The 15,773-nt window shown below is 66.9% G+C and carries 18 protein-coding genes; 17 read left to right on the top strand and 1 reads right to left on the bottom strand.

The annotated features are described in order from the left end of the window. Positions 1–218: 218 nt before the first annotated feature. From OCU29_RS08345 to OCU29_RS08275, 15 genes are all read left to right on the top strand, one after another. Positions 219–389: a hypothetical protein gene (locus OCU29_RS08345; RefSeq protein WP_261819542.1), complete on the top strand. Its 171-nt coding sequence runs from the start codon at positions 219–221 to the stop codon at positions 387–389. Between the two features lie 130 nt (positions 390–519). Then, positions 520–885 (top strand): hypothetical protein, encoded by a 366-nt coding sequence (locus OCU29_RS08340; protein WP_261819541.1) that lies wholly within the window; start codon positions 520–522, stop codon positions 883–885. Then, on the top strand, positions 875–2,647 hold the full coding sequence (locus OCU29_RS08335; protein ID WP_261819540.1) for a hypothetical protein: 1,773 nt from the start codon (positions 875–877) through the stop codon (positions 2,645–2,647). The genes OCU29_RS08340 and OCU29_RS08335 overlap by 11 nt, the downstream gene beginning before the upstream one ends. Further along, on the top strand, positions 2,644–3,153 hold the full coding sequence (locus tag OCU29_RS08330; protein WP_261819539.1) for an endonuclease VII domain-containing protein: 510 nt from the start codon (positions 2,644–2,646) through the stop codon (positions 3,151–3,153). The genes OCU29_RS08335 and OCU29_RS08330 overlap by 4 nt, the downstream gene beginning before the upstream one ends. Next, positions 3,147–4,550: a phage portal protein gene (locus OCU29_RS08325; protein WP_261819538.1), complete on the top strand. Its 1,404-nt coding sequence runs from the start codon at positions 3,147–3,149 to the stop codon at positions 4,548–4,550. The genes OCU29_RS08330 and OCU29_RS08325 overlap by 7 nt, the downstream gene beginning before the upstream one ends. Then, positions 4,534–5,277: a hypothetical protein gene (locus tag OCU29_RS08320; RefSeq protein ID WP_261819537.1), complete on the top strand. Its 744-nt coding sequence runs from the start codon at positions 4,534–4,536 to the stop codon at positions 5,275–5,277. The genes OCU29_RS08325 and OCU29_RS08320 overlap by 17 nt, the downstream gene beginning before the upstream one ends. Before the next feature lie 55 nt (positions 5,278–5,332). Next, positions 5,333–5,827: a hypothetical protein gene (locus OCU29_RS08315; protein WP_261819536.1), complete on the top strand. Its 495-nt coding sequence runs from the start codon at positions 5,333–5,335 to the stop codon at positions 5,825–5,827. 68 nt (positions 5,828–5,895) lie between these two features. Beyond that, complete coding sequence (locus tag OCU29_RS08310) at positions 5,896–6,786, top strand: P22 phage major capsid protein family protein (protein WP_261819535.1); 891 nt, start codon at positions 5,896–5,898, stop codon at positions 6,784–6,786. 14 nt (positions 6,787–6,800) lie between these two features. Continuing rightward, complete coding sequence (locus tag OCU29_RS08305; protein WP_261819534.1) at positions 6,801–7,280, top strand: hypothetical protein; 480 nt, start codon at positions 6,801–6,803, stop codon at positions 7,278–7,280. Beyond that, on the top strand, positions 7,280–7,690 hold the full coding sequence (locus tag OCU29_RS08300; protein WP_261819533.1) for a DUF6093 family protein: 411 nt from the start codon (positions 7,280–7,282) through the stop codon (positions 7,688–7,690). The genes OCU29_RS08305 and OCU29_RS08300 overlap by 1 nt, the downstream gene beginning before the upstream one ends. 1 nt (position 7,691) lies before the next feature. Beyond that, positions 7,692–8,063 (top strand): hypothetical protein, encoded by a 372-nt coding sequence (locus OCU29_RS08295; RefSeq protein ID WP_261819532.1) that lies wholly within the window; start codon positions 7,692–7,694, stop codon positions 8,061–8,063. Beyond that, the gene (locus OCU29_RS08290; RefSeq protein WP_261819531.1) at positions 8,060–8,467 is read left to right on the top strand and encodes a hypothetical protein; all 408 of its coding nucleotides are present in this window, start codon (positions 8,060–8,062) and stop codon (positions 8,465–8,467) included. Before OCU29_RS08295 ends, OCU29_RS08290 begins: the two co-directional genes overlap by 4 nt. Positions 8,468–8,781: 314 nt before the next feature. Further along, entirely contained in the window at positions 8,782–8,937 is a 156-nt protein-coding gene (locus tag OCU29_RS08285) for a hypothetical protein (protein ID WP_261819530.1), read from the top strand. Positions 8,938–8,957: 20 nt separating this feature from the next. Continuing rightward, entirely contained in the window at positions 8,958–9,464 is a 507-nt protein-coding gene (locus tag OCU29_RS08280; protein WP_261819529.1) for a hypothetical protein, read from the top strand. 73 nt (positions 9,465–9,537) lie between these two features. Further along, complete coding sequence (locus OCU29_RS08275; protein WP_261819528.1) at positions 9,538–10,125, top strand: hypothetical protein; 588 nt, start codon at positions 9,538–9,540, stop codon at positions 10,123–10,125. A 396-nt stretch (positions 10,126–10,521) separates the two neighbouring features. On the opposite strand, the gene OCU29_RS08270 is transcribed toward OCU29_RS08275, so the two are convergent. Continuing rightward, on the bottom strand, positions 10,522–10,734 hold the full coding sequence (locus tag OCU29_RS08270; RefSeq protein ID WP_261819527.1) for a hypothetical protein: 213 nt from the start codon (positions 10,732–10,734) through the stop codon (positions 10,522–10,524). A gap of 55 nt (positions 10,735–10,789) precedes the next feature. On the opposite strand from OCU29_RS08270, the gene OCU29_RS08265 reads away from it, so the two are divergent. Both OCU29_RS08265 and OCU29_RS08260 read left to right on the top strand, forming a co-directional pair. Further along, positions 10,790–14,164 carry a hypothetical protein gene (locus tag OCU29_RS08265; protein ID WP_261819526.1) on the top strand — a complete coding sequence of 1,125 codons (3,375 nt, stop codon included), beginning with the start codon at positions 10,790–10,792 and terminating at the stop codon, positions 14,162–14,164. After that, positions 14,161–15,735, top strand: coding sequence for a hypothetical protein (locus OCU29_RS08260; RefSeq protein WP_261819525.1), 1,575 nt, complete (start codon positions 14,161–14,163; stop codon positions 15,733–15,735). Before OCU29_RS08265 ends, OCU29_RS08260 begins: the two co-directional genes overlap by 4 nt. Positions 15,736–15,773: the final 38 nt, after the last annotated feature.

Genomic DNA, 15,773 nt, shown 5'->3' with positions numbered 1-15,773 from the left:
AAGCGCCGAGCGTCAGGCAAGTGCGAGGCCGAGCAGCACGTCAGCAACTGTGACGGCATCGGACGTGAGTGCGACCACCACGCCGACCCACACGACCACACGCTCGACAACCTGCGATGGCTCAGCACCCCATGCCACGCAGCCAAGACCCAACGTGAAGCGCAGGCAGCCAAGCCTAAGCGCACACGACCACCCGAACAGCACCCAGGGAGGCTCACATGAGCACCATTGGAGACCCGCGCAAGGCCGGCGAGACCGGCGAGGCTGGCGACACCCGCAAGGCTGGCGAGGCTGGACCTGCTGGCGACCCGCGACAGGCTGGCGAGGCGAAGGTCAAGGCCGAGCCCAAGGCCGACGACAAGCCCGCGAAGAAGTCCGCGAAGTCCTGACGGGGTGGGGGGTGACCCCTCGATCCGCGTTCTAAGAGACCGGGGCAGATAGCACCCGCCTACCTGCGTGCAGTCTCCCCGGTTTTCCGGCCCCTGGTGGGCCACCACTTCTAGCCCCAGGAGGGCACCCATGAGCGGCAAGCCGAAGGCTCCCGAGCACTTGTCCGACGCTGGTCGGGCTCTGTGGGAGGGTGTGGTGAAGGATTACGACCTGCGTGTCGACGAGCTGCGGGTGCTTTCGAGCGCCTGCACTGCCGCCGACATGGAGGCCGAGTTCTTGCGCGCGTGGGTGGACCTGGGGCGCCCGTACATGAGCAAGGGCAGCATGGGCCAGGAGGTCGAGCACCCGCTTATCGGGTCGATCGACAAGCAGGCGAAGTCGAAGGCTGCTCACCTGCGCCACCTGCACCTGCCTGACACCGCGGACACTCCCGAGGCTCGCTCGACTGCGGCTCGAGCGGCGGCCAACGCCCGCTGGTCGCGCCGTGGCGCGTAGTCGCACCGCAGCGCAGGCGTCGGCGGCTGATTCTGAGCACGCCGAGATTGTCGCCTGGTACGAGGACCACCTCGCGAACGTCGCCCCGCCGTCTGAGTTGGTGTGGGAGCCGGTCAAGATCGGCCCGACGTGGCAGTGGGACAACGGCTGGCTACTGCCCGACCTGACGCTCGGTTGGAACGTGCTGTCGTGGTGCGGCGTCTGGCTGCGCGACAAGCATGGGCAGCCGTGGCAGTTCACGGCCGAGCAGGCGCGGTTCATCCTCTGGTACTACGCCCTCGACGAGCATGGCGACTTCGTTTACCACTCGGGCGTTCTCCAGCGGCTCAAGGGCTGGGGCAAGGACCCTGTGGTCGCCTGCCTGTCGCCAGCCGAGTGCTTCGCTGACGTGCGGTTCTCTCACTTCGAGAATGGCCGTCCGATCGGCCGCGAGGAGCCGAATGCTTGGGTGCAGATCGTGGCAGTCTCGCAGGAGCAGACTAAGAACACGTTTAAGCTGTTCCCGTCGCTCATCTCCCCGGAGGCTCGCCAGCAGTACGGCATCCAGATCGGCAAACTGAACGTCTACGGCCTGGGCGACACTCGCCAGATCGAGGCGGTCACGTCTAACCCGCTGAGCATCGAGGGTGGGCGCCCGACCTTCACGGGTCGCGCTGAGACGCAGAACTGGAACGCCTCTAACGGCGGTCACGACATGGCCGGCGCGATGGAGGGTAATGCCGCGAAGTCTGAGGGCGGCGCGGCGCGGATGCTCGACTTCTGTAACGCCTACCGCCCCGGCGAGGATTCGGTGGGCGAGCGGATGCGTGAGGCGTGGGAGGCCACCCAGGGCGTCGGCGAGGACAAGCCGACCGCGATGGACTTCGGCCTGCTCTACGACTCGCTCGAGGCGCCCCCTGACGCTCCCCTGACGGCCGACGCCGCCCCTGCGGTGGTCGAGTCCATCCGGGGCGACTCCTACTGGCTCGACACCCGCCCTCGTGGCCGGATCGTCAAGTCCATCCTGAACCCCGCGAACCCGCCTAGCGAGTCGCGGCGCAAGTGGTACAACCAGATCACCGCGACCGAGGATGCCTGGCTGACTCCGCAGGAGTTCGACGGGCTCAAGGTTGACCGGATTGTGGAGCCTGGCGAGCGGGTCTTCCTGTTCTTCGACGGCTCCAAGACGGACGATGCGAGCGCCCTGGTCGGGTGCTGCGAGTCCGATGGTCACGTCTTCACGGTGCGCGTCTGGCAGCGGCCCCCACGGTCTGATGGCTGGATCGTGGACCGGGCCGACGTTGACCGCGTGGTGCGCGACTCGTGCGAGCTGTGGACGGTTGTGGGTCTGTGGGCTGACCCCTCCGATGCACGCGACGACGAGACGGGCGAGCGGTTCTGGGAGTCCTATCTCGACGACTGGGCGCGCGACTACGGCGAGACGCTGGAGTTGTGGGCGCAGAAGACGGGCGAGAAGCGTCACGCGGTCATCTGGGATATGCGCTACCCGCGCCACCAGGAGACGTTCGTGGAGCACGCCGAGCGGTTCGTGTCGGACGTCAAGGCCGGCACGCTCACCCATGACGGAGCCGAACGGCTCAAGCAGCACGTAAAGAACGCCCGCAGGCGCCCCAACAAGTACGGGGTCAGCCTCGGTAAAGAACACCGAGAGTCGTCCCGGAAGGTCGACGCCGCGATCTGTGCGGTCGGTGCCCGGATGATGTGGCGGCTGGCGAAGGCCCAGCCCGCCCAAGAGCAGCACGACGGGGGCTGGTGGGCATGACCTCGACCCCCGAGCAGCGCGCCAAGCGCGCCGCTTATGTGCGCGAATGGAACGCCCGCCCCGAGAACCGCGAACGAGTGCTAGCCCAGCGCGCCCAGCGACGCGCAGCGAAGCGGGATGAGATCAACGCCGCCGCTGCGGCCTACAGGGAGGGGAATCGAGCCATGCTGGCTGAGAAGTCGCGCGCCTACAAGGCCGCCAACCCCGAGGTCGTCGTCGCCTACCGCCGCGCCACGGCCGAGAAGCACGCCGACCGCAAGCGCGAGATGAAGTACGGGCTGCGACCGGGACAGTTCGCGGAGATGCTGGCCGATCAGGGCGGGCGCTGCGCGATCTGCCGCACGGACACCCCGAACGGAAACGGCTGGCAGGTCGACCACTGCCACGACACGGGCGACGTCCGCGGCATCCTCTGCCACTCGTGCAACGTCGGCATCGGCCACCTCAAGGACAACCCGGCCGTCGTCGAGGCGGCCCTGAACTACCTGCGGGGCGATTCATGCTGAGCAAGAGCGCCGCCCTCGAGGTTGTGGCCGAGCAGATGTTCCCGATCTACCGCGAGCAGCGCGAGCAGCTTGACATGGTGGACTCGTGGATCAACCTGACCCACGAGGGTCCGAAGATCCCGCGTAACGCCTCCGAGGAGCACAAGTGGATCGCCACGCTGGCGAAGACTCCGCTGCTCTCTACGGTGGTCACGACGGTCGCCCAGGCGCTCTACGCGACGGGCTACAAGTCCACGGTCGACGCGGATGACCCGTGGCGCACCTGGCAGGCCAACGATCTCGACCACCGTCAGGTCGCGATCCACCGCGCCGCGATCGGCTACGGCTTCTCGTTCACGACAGTCATGCCGGGCCAGGACTCGCAGGGTCCCCGTTCGGTGATCCGTGGCGTGAGTCCTCGCAAGATGGTCGCGCTGTACGCGGACCCGGCTGAGGATGACTGGCCGATGTATGCCGCCCGCTTCGATGCGGCCGGTCAGTCGTCGTTCATGGTGCGCCTGTATGACGACGAGGTGGTCCACTTCGTCAGCGTGGGCGCGTCGGGCGATGAGCCCACTTACATCGAGTATCGCGAGCACGGCGCGGGCGTTACGCCCGTCGTCCGTTACAGCAACTCGATCGACCTCGAGGGCCGCACGTTCGGCGAGGTGACCCCGCTCATCCCGGTCGCCAAGCGGATCAACAAGACCGACTACGACCGGATGCTGGCTCAGCACTCGAACTCGTGGAACCTGCGGGTGTTCTCGGGCATCGACGCTAGCCAGGGGCCGAACACTGAGGGCCTGACCCCGGCGCAGGCTGCCGAGAAGGCGCAGATCCGTCTTCGTCAGTCCGATGTGGTGACCCTCAAGGACCCGAACTCGAAGGCGTGGAGCCTGCCGGCGACCCCGCTCGAGGGGTTCATCTCCTCGCGCGACTCCGACATCGACGCCCTGGCCTCGACGGCTCAGATCCCCGTGACCGCCTTCTCGAAGCTCTCGAATATCTCGGCCGACACGCTGGTCGAGATCCGGGCGGGGCTGAACCAGAAGGTGTTTGAGCGCCAGATGTCGTTCGGTAAGTCGCACGCCCAGACTCTCCGCATGGCCGCACAGCTTGAGGGCAACCTCGCCGCCGCTGAGGACTACGAAGCCCGCATGGACTGGCGCGACACTCGCGTCCGTCCGTGGGGCCAGACGGTCGACGCTCTTGGCAAGGCCGCTCAGATGCTCGGCGTCCCGGTCGAGGAACTGTGGGAGGAGTTGCCGTGGCTTGACCAGTCGGACCTCTCCGACCTCAAGAACGCCGCCAGTGTCGCCGCGGCCACGACCGCCCGCACTCAGATCGCCGAGGCTGCCGCTGCCGCTCGACAGGACCCCACTGTCGCCCGGCTGGTGAACCGTGCCGACCGCGGCTGAGGTCGACGCCTTCCAAGAGGAGATCGACAACCTCAAGGTCGTCATGGTGGCCGCTCTGGTCGCCCACTGGGTCAAGAACGTGCAGGGCAACCCGGCCGAGGCCGCCGAGGATCTGCGTGAGTTCGTCCTCGAACTGGTCCGCACTTACGGCCAGGCCGCCGCCGCTATCGCCGTGGACTTCTACAACTCGGCCCGGCCGCCTGGCGCTCCGACGTTCCAGCCGATCCCGCAGGTGCGCGACGACCTGCTGCCGACTGGCTCGCTGATGTGGGCCACTCAGCCCTTGACGACTGAGAAGTTCGATGACGCTCTCGCCCGCCTAGCCGCCGAAACGCAGCTCGCGACCTTCACGGCCGCGTTCGAGACCATCGGTGAGTCGTCCGAACTGGACCCGCTCGAAGTGAAGTTCGCGCGCTACCCGCAGAACCCCGACCCGTGCGCTTACTGCGTGCTGCGTGCCTCTCGTGGCGCCATCTACTGGTCCGAGGAGAGCGCCACCCGCGGCGATCACCGTTCGTGCGGCTGCAAGGCCACGATGGTCTTCTCTGACGAACCCCTGCCGTACATGCGCGCCCCGTACATGGCGAAGTACCTCGACGGCGCCGCCGCCGCCGAGGCTGACATCGCCGCCATCCGCGCCGACGAGAGCCTGTCGCCGCGAGAGCGCCGCGACCGCGAGTTTAAGGCGCTCCTGGCTGGGATGCGCCGCGCCGGCAACCTCCGCTGATCTTCCCGCCCTGGTGGCGGGCTGTTCCATCCCCTAGACCCCGGGAGGGTCAACCATGTCCGAGCAGGACACCACGCAGGACGCCGAGATCGTTGACGAGACGGTCGAGGACACCACCACCCCCGACAGCGCCGAGCAGTCCCCGGAGGACGACGGCAAGGACGAGGCGTGGGACCCCGAGCGAGCCAAGCGGAAGATCGCCAAGCTGAACTCGGAAGCCGCCAACCTTCGTAAGCGACTCACCGAGGCCCCCAAGGCCGAGGACGCCGCCGCGAAGGACAAGCGCATCGGCGAACTCGAGGCCGCATCCCTGCGCTACGAGATCGCCCTCGACCTGGGACTCCCCAAGGAGATCGCCGCGCGACTCCAGGGCGCCGACCGGGACGAGATGGTCGCCGACGCCGAGAAGCTGCTCGAACTTCTCGCGCCCGCCAAGCGACCCGCCACGACTCGCAAGCCCACCGAGGCGCTGCGTGGAGGACTCGAACCGGACAAGGAGCCGGAGGAGACCAACCTCTCGAAGCTCGGCGAACGGATGTTCCGTCGCTGAACACTCCGCACCGCCAACAGCCATGTCGGCTGCGTGCGGCTGAACCACGACCGTAAGGAGCAATAGACATGGCGCACACCTTCTACACCCCGGAGCAGGCCGCCCGGTCCACCCTGGCTGCCCTCCGCTACCTGTCCGTCCTGCCGCGCACCGTTCGTCAGGACTTCTCGCAGGAGTTCGTCGCCGGCCGCGGTCGCACCGTGGACGTCAAGAAGCCCGTCACCGTGGGCCCCGCCCGCGACTACACGGACGCCAACCGCACCGCGCGCGCCGCGATCATCTTCGACGACCTGAGCGAGTCCACCGTGCCCGTCACGATGGACAAGCAGGTCTACTCGGCCGTTCGCCTGCCGGACGACTTCGCCACCTTCACGCTGACCTCCCTCGAGCAGCAGGTTCTTCGCCCGCAGGCCGAGGTCGTCGCTGAGGGCGTCGTCGCCCCGCTGGTGTCCGTGATGAACGGCCACGCTGCCGGTATCACCGCCGTCACCCGCACGGGTGCCGACGTGCTCAAGGCGATCATCGAGGCTCGGGCCAACCTGAACTCCCGCAAGGTCCCGATGATCGGCCGCACCCTGGCCGTGGGCGTCGAGGTCGAGCAGCTTCTGCTCGAGCTGGACCAGCTCCAGAAGGTCAACGAGGCCGGCACTGACGGTCTGCTGCGCGAGGCCACCATCGGTCGCCTGTTCGGGTTCGACATCATCGTCGACCCGAACCTGACCGCCGACGAGGGCATCGCGTACAACGTCGACGCCTTCGCTCACGTCACCCGCCCCTCGCGTTCGCCTGAGGGCGCCGCGAAGACGGCCACCGTGAGCCAGGACGGGTTCGCTCTGCGCTGGATTCAGCACTACAACCCGCTCCAGCTCGAGGACCAGAGCATCGTCGACACCTTCGTCGGTGCGACCACTCTCGACGCGAACCGCGCCGAGAAGTTCAAGCTCGCCGCCGCGGTCTGATCGGAGTAACCAAGATGGCACTGCCCCCGCTCGCAACAGTCGACGACCTCGCTGCGTGGGTCGGTCGGGAGATCCCTTCCGCCGACCCGCGGGCGGGGGCGGTGCTTTCCCATGCCTCTACTCGCGTCCGCACCTACGCCGGTCTCACTTGGACCGACGAGACGGGCGCACTGGTCGCCGACGTGCCCGACGTGGTGCGCGATGTGACTGTGCGTGTCGCCGCACGCGCATGGAGCAACCGCGAAGAACTCGACTCGGTGACCCTCGACGACGGCACGAAGCGCTGGGGCACCACCCGCGGCCTCGTGCTCACTGACGAGGACCGCGCCGACCTGGCCCAGTTCCGCGGCACTACTGCCCCGGCTGGGTTCGGCGTCGTCCGCACCACCCGCGGCGACGACCTTGGCGATGACACGATCTACGTGCCGACCGCCCCCGCCCCTGCCGGCTACCCGTTCCCGTGGTATTCGGCCAATGACCCGTTCATCGCCTGATGTTCGACGAGTATCAGGACGGGTTGCGCGCGCTGGCCGAGGAGCGGATGGACGAGTCCTCTCGCGTCAAGGTGTGGCGCCTCACTGACCGCACCACGCAGGACGAGTCCACGGGCCTCGAGGTGCCGGTCTGGGAGGTCACCCACGACGACCTCCCGTGCCGCATCGGTGGATCGCGTAACGCGGCCACGTCCCGCACGGTCAACATCGGCGGCGTCGAGCTGCAACTCGCTCTGCGTATCGCCCACCTGCCCGCCTCGACGGACAACCTGCACGACGGCGACCTGATCGACGTCACGAGCGGCGAGAACGAGGGCGCCGTGTTCCGCATCGTGGAGGCCGACTTCCAGGACCAGGCCACCGCGCGTCGCCTGCCCGTCATTGCCGACGTCCGACCCGAGGAGTGGTGACATGCGCGTTAGGGTCCACAACCACCTCGACGACCTGACCGCAGACCTGCACAAGATCCCGGCCAACATGGTCCGCAATGGCTCGGCAGTCGTCCAGCGCAGCACCCGCGAGGGCAACGCACTCGCCCGCAGCATCGCCCGCAGCAAGTCCGGCAAGCACGGCAAGAACGCCTACAAGCGCCTGACCGCCGAGATGATCGACCCGCTGACCGGCGAGTACGGCTGGACCGGGGACGCCTCTCGCATCGTCGGTGCCGGATGGCGCAGCGGCCCCCCGAACACGGACCTCGAGAAGTCGCTAGATGTGGTCGGGCCGAAGTTCGCTAAGGCTGCGGGCGACATGCTTTCCGACCTGTTCTGGCCGGGCGCATGAGCACCCGCGACTCTCGCCCGCACGTCGTGGCGATCAAGGCGGCGCTCGAGGTCGCCCTGGGCGCCGATCGCGTGTACGACTACGGCAAGGTTCCGGGCGCTGACAACAACCCCGGCACCCTGCCCCACATCTACGTTCTGCCCGCTGTGGAGCGCCGCACGGGTGCTCTGCGCCGTGCTGGTGCCTACGCGAAGTCGTCGGGCTGGCGGGTGTCGGTGCGCGCCGTGGGCCGCACCCCTGACGAGTGCCGTTGGGCTCTCTCGCGGATCTCTCTCGCGCTCGACGAGGCCCGCTTGACGATCGGCGGCGACTTGACGACGCCGATCCAGTACGAGTCGGGCCAGGCGCCCGAACCCGACGACGGCAAGTTCTCTGCCCTCGAGATTTACACCTACGTGGTTTGAGCTCGGCGGCGCCCGACGATCTGCCCCATGCGCCACCTGTGATCGGCGAGCGCGGCAAGTACGAACGCGATCAGCCACGCGGCCGTGAACCCAACCCGCGCGGGCTCTGCGGCATCAAACAGCAGGGCTCCTAGCCCGAGAGTGCAGGCCGTCACGGCGAGCACCCAACGGTGCGCGAGAACGCCGCTCCTGACTGCCCACTTATCCCTCATCACATCCCCCATTTTACACCCACGGTGGCATAGAGGGACTGATTGCGGACGTCCGCAAGGGCGCGCGACTCCATGCCTGACCCCCAACCCGAAGGAGCCGTCATGGCAAACCTCGAGCCCGTCTGCCTCGGTGGGCGTGTCATCGCCTACCGACCCGCACCGAGCGACCCCACCCCCAAGACCTCCGCCAAGAAGGCGGACAAGGAAAAGGCGCCCTCGACCGAGGCTGCCTCAACGGCTGAGGAGGCCACCAAGTGACAATCGTCTTTCCTGACGCCGTGAAGGCACAGGGCAACCTGAGTGTGACCGTCATCCCCGCTGCGTCGCTGTCGAGCGTGTCGGCCCCGTCCGTGGCGGAGCTGGCCGCGGAGGGCGTGAACGTGAGCATGTATATGTTCACGGGCGCCGCGCTGCCGACGAAGACCACGGCGACCGGCGAGGCGCCGCGTCGTCTCGGCTCGAAGGAGATGAACACCGAGTTCGGCACCACCACGCGCGCGATCGCTGACCTCTCCTACGTCTACGACCCGCAGGCCGCTCCTGGCGCTTCCGTCAACGCGGCACGTGACGCTCTGGTCGAGGGCTCGAAGGTCTACATCGTGTACCGGTGGGGTGTCGACGCTGAGCAGCCGCTCGCTGCCGGCGACAAGGTCGACATCTGGGAGGCCGAGCTTGGCCCGCAGAACAAGGGCCAGACCGGTGACGGCGACTTCGACCAGCTCAACATCGTGCAGTCGGTCATCTCGAACACGCCTCCTGCCGAGGACGTCGCGCTCGTCGCGTGACCCTAGATCGACGGGGGTCGCGCCGGGCTGACGCGGCCCCCGTCATCAGCCCACCTCAGCCCGAGGAGTAGCAATGAGCAAGAGCCTCGCTGAACTTAGAGCAAGCACCCGCACCAGTCTCCCCGAGCGGTCCTACTCCCTCTGTCTCGCGCAGGGCCTCGTCGCTGAGGTGCAGGCGCTCGAGGAAGAGGCCGCCGACCTTCGCACCCAGGCGCTCACCGCGGACGACGACGAGGGCAGCAAGCCCCCGCGTCGCATCGGTGAGGGTCGCAACCCGCGCCTGGCCGAGATCGACGCCCGCAAGGAAGAGCTGTTCGCCGAGATGCGTGAGCACACGGGCGAGCTGCGTCTGCGCGGCAAGACGGCCGGCGAGTGGCGGCGTTGGGTGGATGCTCACCCGGCACGCGAGAAGAACGCTGTGGACGAACAGGCCGCCTACGGGATGGTCAACGCCTCCGACCTGGCTGACACGCTCGGCGACTATGCGGTGGCATGGAATGGCGCCGACCTGGGCGAGGGTGACTGGGACTTCATCGCGAACCGTGCCCCCGCTGGTGACATCAAGGAACTGTGCCGCCTGGTGGTCCAGATGCACGAGGTGCCTGGTGCGAGGGCGCCGGGAAAATCGCAGAAGACCTCGTTGGAGACCCCCGCCACGTAAGTCGTCTGCGCCTGGCCCGTTCGCTTGGCGTGTCTGAGCGAACGCTGCTGGGTTGGGTGCCCGAGGAGCGTCACGAGCATTACGACCCCGAGGGCAACCTGACGGGATACACGGTGGTTGTCCGCGAGGCCGAGTGGGATGACTTGGAGCGCGACAAGATGCTTGGCCTCGATGAGTACGAGGCTGGGATCTGCGCGTGCGGCTTCCATCAGTCACTAGCTGACGATCGCGAGAACTTCTTCACGTTCGAGACGCGCACCTGCTCGGTATGTAAGGGGCAGGCACAGTTCTCGCGCCAGCAGCATGACGCAGATCAGCGAGCAACGCCCGAGGATGCCTCTCCCGCCTCGCCGCGCCCTGGCGACGGCAGGCACACCTACACCCGGCGCATGTCGCCTAGTGAGGTTGAGGAGCGTCGATCTCGTCGGCGACCTTCGGGCCGCGGATGAGCTGGTAGGCGAGCCCGCCGAATCCGAACGCGCACCCCCACCCGCCTGCGATGAGCAGCACCGACCGCACGGCCTCGCCCTCTGGCATCAGCAGCCCTGCCACGAGCAGGGGGATCGCGATGCACAGGACGCCGATTGCTCGGCGGATGTCGGGAGTCACCCCATAAGAGTAAAGCGCCGTTGCGCGCCTGTCACTAGAACGTAGGAGGTGCGGCATGGGCACAAGGCGTGAGCGGGTCGTTCTCGAACTCGAGGACAACTTCACGACGGGCATGGCGAAGGCCGCGGCTGCCACGGCGCTCCTCAAGAAGAACCTTAAGGATCTCGACGGCACCACGACGTCGGCCAGCCGGGCGACGGAGACTCTTGGCGACGACACCGAGAAGGCCAGCAAGAAGACTGACCTGGCGACGCAGCGCACCAAGGAATACACCCTTGCGATGGCGATTGCGGACGAGAAGTCGCGCCGCCTGCGTGAGTCGATGCGCGACCAGGCGAAGGCTCATCTCGACGCTGCGGATGGCGCTGCGGTCTTCCGCAAGGAGATCGGCGGCAGCGGTCACGAGATCGACCGCTTCTCTGGTCGCCTGAGCCTGCTCCGTGACGTCGCGCTGACTCTCGGCCCGGCCCTGGCTCCGATCGGTGCCGCGACGGTGCCGATGATCGCTGGCCTATCGATGCAGCTCGGTGCCGCCGCGGGCGCCGCTGGTGTCGCGGTCCTGGCGTTCAACGGCATCGGTGACGCCCTGGGTGCGCTCAACGACGCCCAGATCGAGCCGACCGAGAAGAACCTCGAGAAGGTCGCTCAGGCCATGACGAAGATCGGGCCTGCGGGCGCGGACTTCGTGACGTTCCTCGACAGCATCGGTCCCCAGCTTTCGGCGATTCAGGACACTGCTCGCGCCGGTCTACTCCCCGGCGTGCAGGAGGGCCTTGAGTCGCTGCTGCTGATGGGGCCGCGTGTCCAGACCATCGTCACGAACATCTCGTCGGCTCTCGGTGAGATGGCGTCGAACGCTGGTGAGGCGCTGGCTGGTCCGCGGTTCCGTGAGTTCTTCAGTTACATCGAGACCACGGCTGGCCCGACTCTGATGGAGATGGGCCGCACTCTCGGCAACGTCACTGAGGGGCTGGCGAACATGATGGTCGCCTTCCACCCGGCGTCGATCGAGTTCACGGGTGGCCTTGAGCGGATGACTGCCCGGTTCGCTGAGTGGTCCCGCGGCCTGGAGGACAACCAGGGCTTCCAGAACTTCCTCGACTACCTGAGTGACACGGGCCCGCAGGTTGTGGCGCTGCTCGGTTCGCTGGTCAACGCGCTTGTCGGGCTGGGCCAGGCTGCTGCTCCGATCGGTGCCGTGGTGGTGCCCGCCTTGACGGCTGTCGCCAACGCTTTCGCTGCTATCGCCGCCTCCCCGGTGGGTGCCCCGATCCTCGCTGCTGCGGCTGCGTTCGTGGCGCTGAACCGCGCTATGCAGATCGGGTCGGCGCTCTACGCTGGCGCTGCTCGTGGCATGACGTCGCTGACGACGGCTGCGGGTAGCGCCGGGTCGAGCATGACGGGGCTCCAGAAGGCGATGGTCGGCCTCGCTGTGTGGCAGGTCGCGATCCAGGGCATCAAGTCGCTTGAGGGTGCGATGCGTGACGCCCTGCCGACAACGGAGCAGTTGACGTCGCGCCTGCTGGATCTGCGCGACGGCACGGTCTCCGATCTTGGCGAGGACTTCTCGCAGCTCGGCGACAGCATCGGTCGGTTGACTGACTCGAACGTGCTCGAGAAGGCCGGCGACGGGCTGCTCAAGGTGTTCACGCTGGGTCAGGTTGAGGGGCAGCGGCTTGGTGACGCGCGCGCCGAGATCGAACTGCTCGACTCGGCCCTGGTCAACTTGGTCAACACTGGCGGCCCTGAGGCTGCGTCGCAGGCGTTCGCCGATCTGGCTAGCGCGCAGGGTTTGACGGCCGAGGAGACCGAGACGCTGCGTGGCCTGCTGACGGGCTACGAGGATGCGCTCACTCGGGCCGGCAACGCTTCTCGGCTTGCCGCGGATTCTACGAACACGCTGGCGAACGCGGAGGCTGCTCAGGCGCGCGCCACGCAGGAGGCTGTGGCGGCTCTGCGGGCGAAGCGTGACGCCACCCTGGCCGCGTTCGATGCTGAGACGAACTACCGTCAGGCACTCAAGGATGCGACCGCTCAGGCGAAGACGAACACGGCGGGCATCAGGGGCAACTCTGACGCTGCTCTCGCGAACCGTGGCGCCCTGTCGCAGCTCGCGGCGGCGTGGAACAACCAGTCGGCTGCGGTGCGGAACAACAACCAGAAGTTCCAGGAGGCTCGGGCGGCGTTCATTGCGACCGCTCAGTCGATGGGGGTTTCGGAGGCTGCGGCCCGCAAGTTGGCGAACGAGATCATGGCGCTCCCGAAGTCCCGTGAGATCAAGATCGTTGCGGACACGTCGAACGCGATGGCTGCGCTGTATCAGGTCCAGCAGTACAAGATCGCCGACAAGATCGTGCGGGTCCACACGGTTCGCACGTCGAGCGACGGCGTGGACTACGTGTCGGGTGGCTACTCGCCGAAGAGGTCCGCGGACGGCTCGACGGTCCCGAAGGACAGTAAGCCTTACGGCGACCGTTACCTCTACATGCTGGCTCCCGGCGAGGAGGTCATCAGCAACCGTCACGGTCAGGCCGACCGGCACCGTTCGCTGTTGAAGGCGATCAACGCCGGTCGTCTCGCTGACGGTGGCACGGTGCGCGGTCTGGCGAACGGCGGCACGGCGACGGCTGGCGGCAACTACCCGACCAGCGAACTCCGCGACTTCGCTCGCGCTACTGAGGCGTCGCGTAAGGGCCTGATCGCTGAGATGAAGGTCCGCGCCCGTCACCTTGAGCGGCAGTCGGAGGCGATCAAGAAGGAACTTGACGCCTCGAAGCAGAAGCTCGACGCGATCAGGGCTGAGCGGGATGCGATCAAGGCGTCGGTGGATTCTCGGCTGCGGTCGGATGTGTTCGCGGCTCAGAGTCCCGGCGACTTCATGAGCATTGGCCGCCCGGACAACTGGGCGGATCTGTCGGCTGAGCAGCAGAAGGCGCATCTTGACGCCGAGTGGTCGATCAACCAGTCGCTCGGGTACGGCCAGGTTGCGTCGCCTGAGGATCTGTTGAAGCAGGACATTGCGGCGGCTCGCGAGATGGAGAAGATCCTCAAGCAGTTGAAGCGCAAGGGCTTGTCGGACAACGTGATCGGTGACCTGCTCGACCAGGGCGGCATCGAGATGCTGCGGGCGTATGCGGAGGGTTCGCGCGCCGACATTGGCGAGTTGAACAAGCTCTATAACCGTCGCGAGCGTGTGTTGTCGTCGGCGTCTGAGGCTGGTGGCGCGTTCCTGCGTGATGACGTGCGCGCCCAGACCCGCGAGGTCAAGGGGCTGCGTGTCGATCTGCGCGAGAACCGGCAGGCGATCGAGCAGACGAACAAGCGGCTCGAGCGTCTGGAAAAGTTGGCGGAGAAGAACCCCAAGGAGACCGGTTCTGCTGTGGGCCAGGAACTCAACAAGGTCGGAAACAAGGCGGTGAAGACCAAGTGAGTGCAGACATCCGCCTCGACTTCGGCCCCATTGGCGGGTCTCTCGATCTGGTGAACGCGGACGGGGTGAGCGAGTTCTATTGGTTCTCGACGCTCGCGGACGGGTTCAATCTGGGCTCCCCGGAGGCGTCGCGGATCATCGTCTCTTCGTTGCTGCGTGATGGCGACGATGAGCGGATCGACCGTTACGGCAATCGCACCATCACCTTCGACGTGCAGGTGCATGGCACGTCGGCGTTTGATGTGGGTCGCGGGGAGCGGGCCCTGTCGCTACTGGTCGGCAAGCGGACCCTGTTGCGTTGGACTCCGCCTGGCGGGATGGGTTCTTTGACGCGCTTCGTGGTGCTCACCTCGGAGATGGCGCCACTGCCGGACGATTTGGCGGAGCTGGGCGACACGCCGTCGCGAACGTGGCGCCTGACCTTGACGTGCGAACCCCACGGCACCTCGGAGACTCCCACTTCACAGACGTTCGCACCGTCGACCGTAGAGCCGACCGTGCAGGACAATGCTTCGACGCTGGCGCGATGGTCCGTGGTTGCCGGCCAGGGCACGTTGACCACCTCGACCTATGGTGACGGGACTTCGGTCCGCGACCAGGTGATGGTCGTCCCCGGCTCGCTTAACGGGTTCGGCATCACCTATACGGCACCGAGTGCCCCTGTGGCTAACTTCATCGGCATCGACGTCGCCAACTCGTCGGGCGTCACCATCGGCCCCTCGGCCCCCCCTGTGGCGATCGAGCCGGGAGCGAACTACACCCGCTATTGGTTCGACAACCCCGGCACGGCCTCGGTCACGTTCTCGATGCTCTACGACGCGAGCGGGCAGAGCGGCCCGAACCACCCCCACTACTTCTATGTGGGCGGGCTCTACTCGTCTTCAACCCTGAATGGTCGCGGGCTTGTGGTGACTGAGGTGGAGGGTTCGGTTCGCACCGAGGGGACGTTGACGATGACGCGCGCCTCGGGCATGACGTGGCTGACCGCGTTCGTCGACCCGGCGATGCTGACCCACGGCTACTCGCCTTCCGTTGCTGCGACGTGGCCTCTTGCGCCGGCTGGCCGCTACATGCTGGCGGTCAAGAACGCCCAAACCGCGACGGCTAGCGGCAAGATCGTCGGAACGATCACGGATTCGTCGGGCCTTGTGCAGACGGCATCAACTGTCAGCCGCAGCGCAACAAACGCCTTCCGGCCCATCGGTGAGTTCATGTTGGGTTCCCGCCGCGACGGGCTGCTCGGGGCGCTCACCATCACGGTGACCCGCGAGGGTACTGCTGTCGCGTCGCCCGAGCTGCGACTGTTCCGCCTTGACGACGACACGTCTCTGACGATGTTCGAGCCCGCCGCATCTGTGACTGAGGTAGTTCTCGAGTCGCCGTCGCTGGACAACCCGGTCGGTGCGCTGTGGGCCAACGGCTTCGCGGCCTCGAACAAGGCGGTGGCGTTCGAGGTGCCGATTCTCCCACCGGGGGCGTTGGCAATTTTCGTTGAGGCCAACGACTCCGCCACTTCGCCGGTCACCACGACGGTCGACTACTGGGAGAAGTGGAGGACGTTCGCGCCATGAGTCGTGCAGAGGTTCACATCGCGGGCCGTAAGTTGGCG

Source organism: Nocardioides sp. OK12 (genome assembly GCF_024341885.1).
Lineage (GTDB): Bacteria > Actinomycetota > Actinomycetes > Propionibacteriales > Nocardioidaceae > Nocardioides > Nocardioides marinisabuli.
The sequence above is the reverse complement of the archived record's forward strand: the minus strand, read 5'-3'. Positions and strand labels throughout refer to the sequence as shown.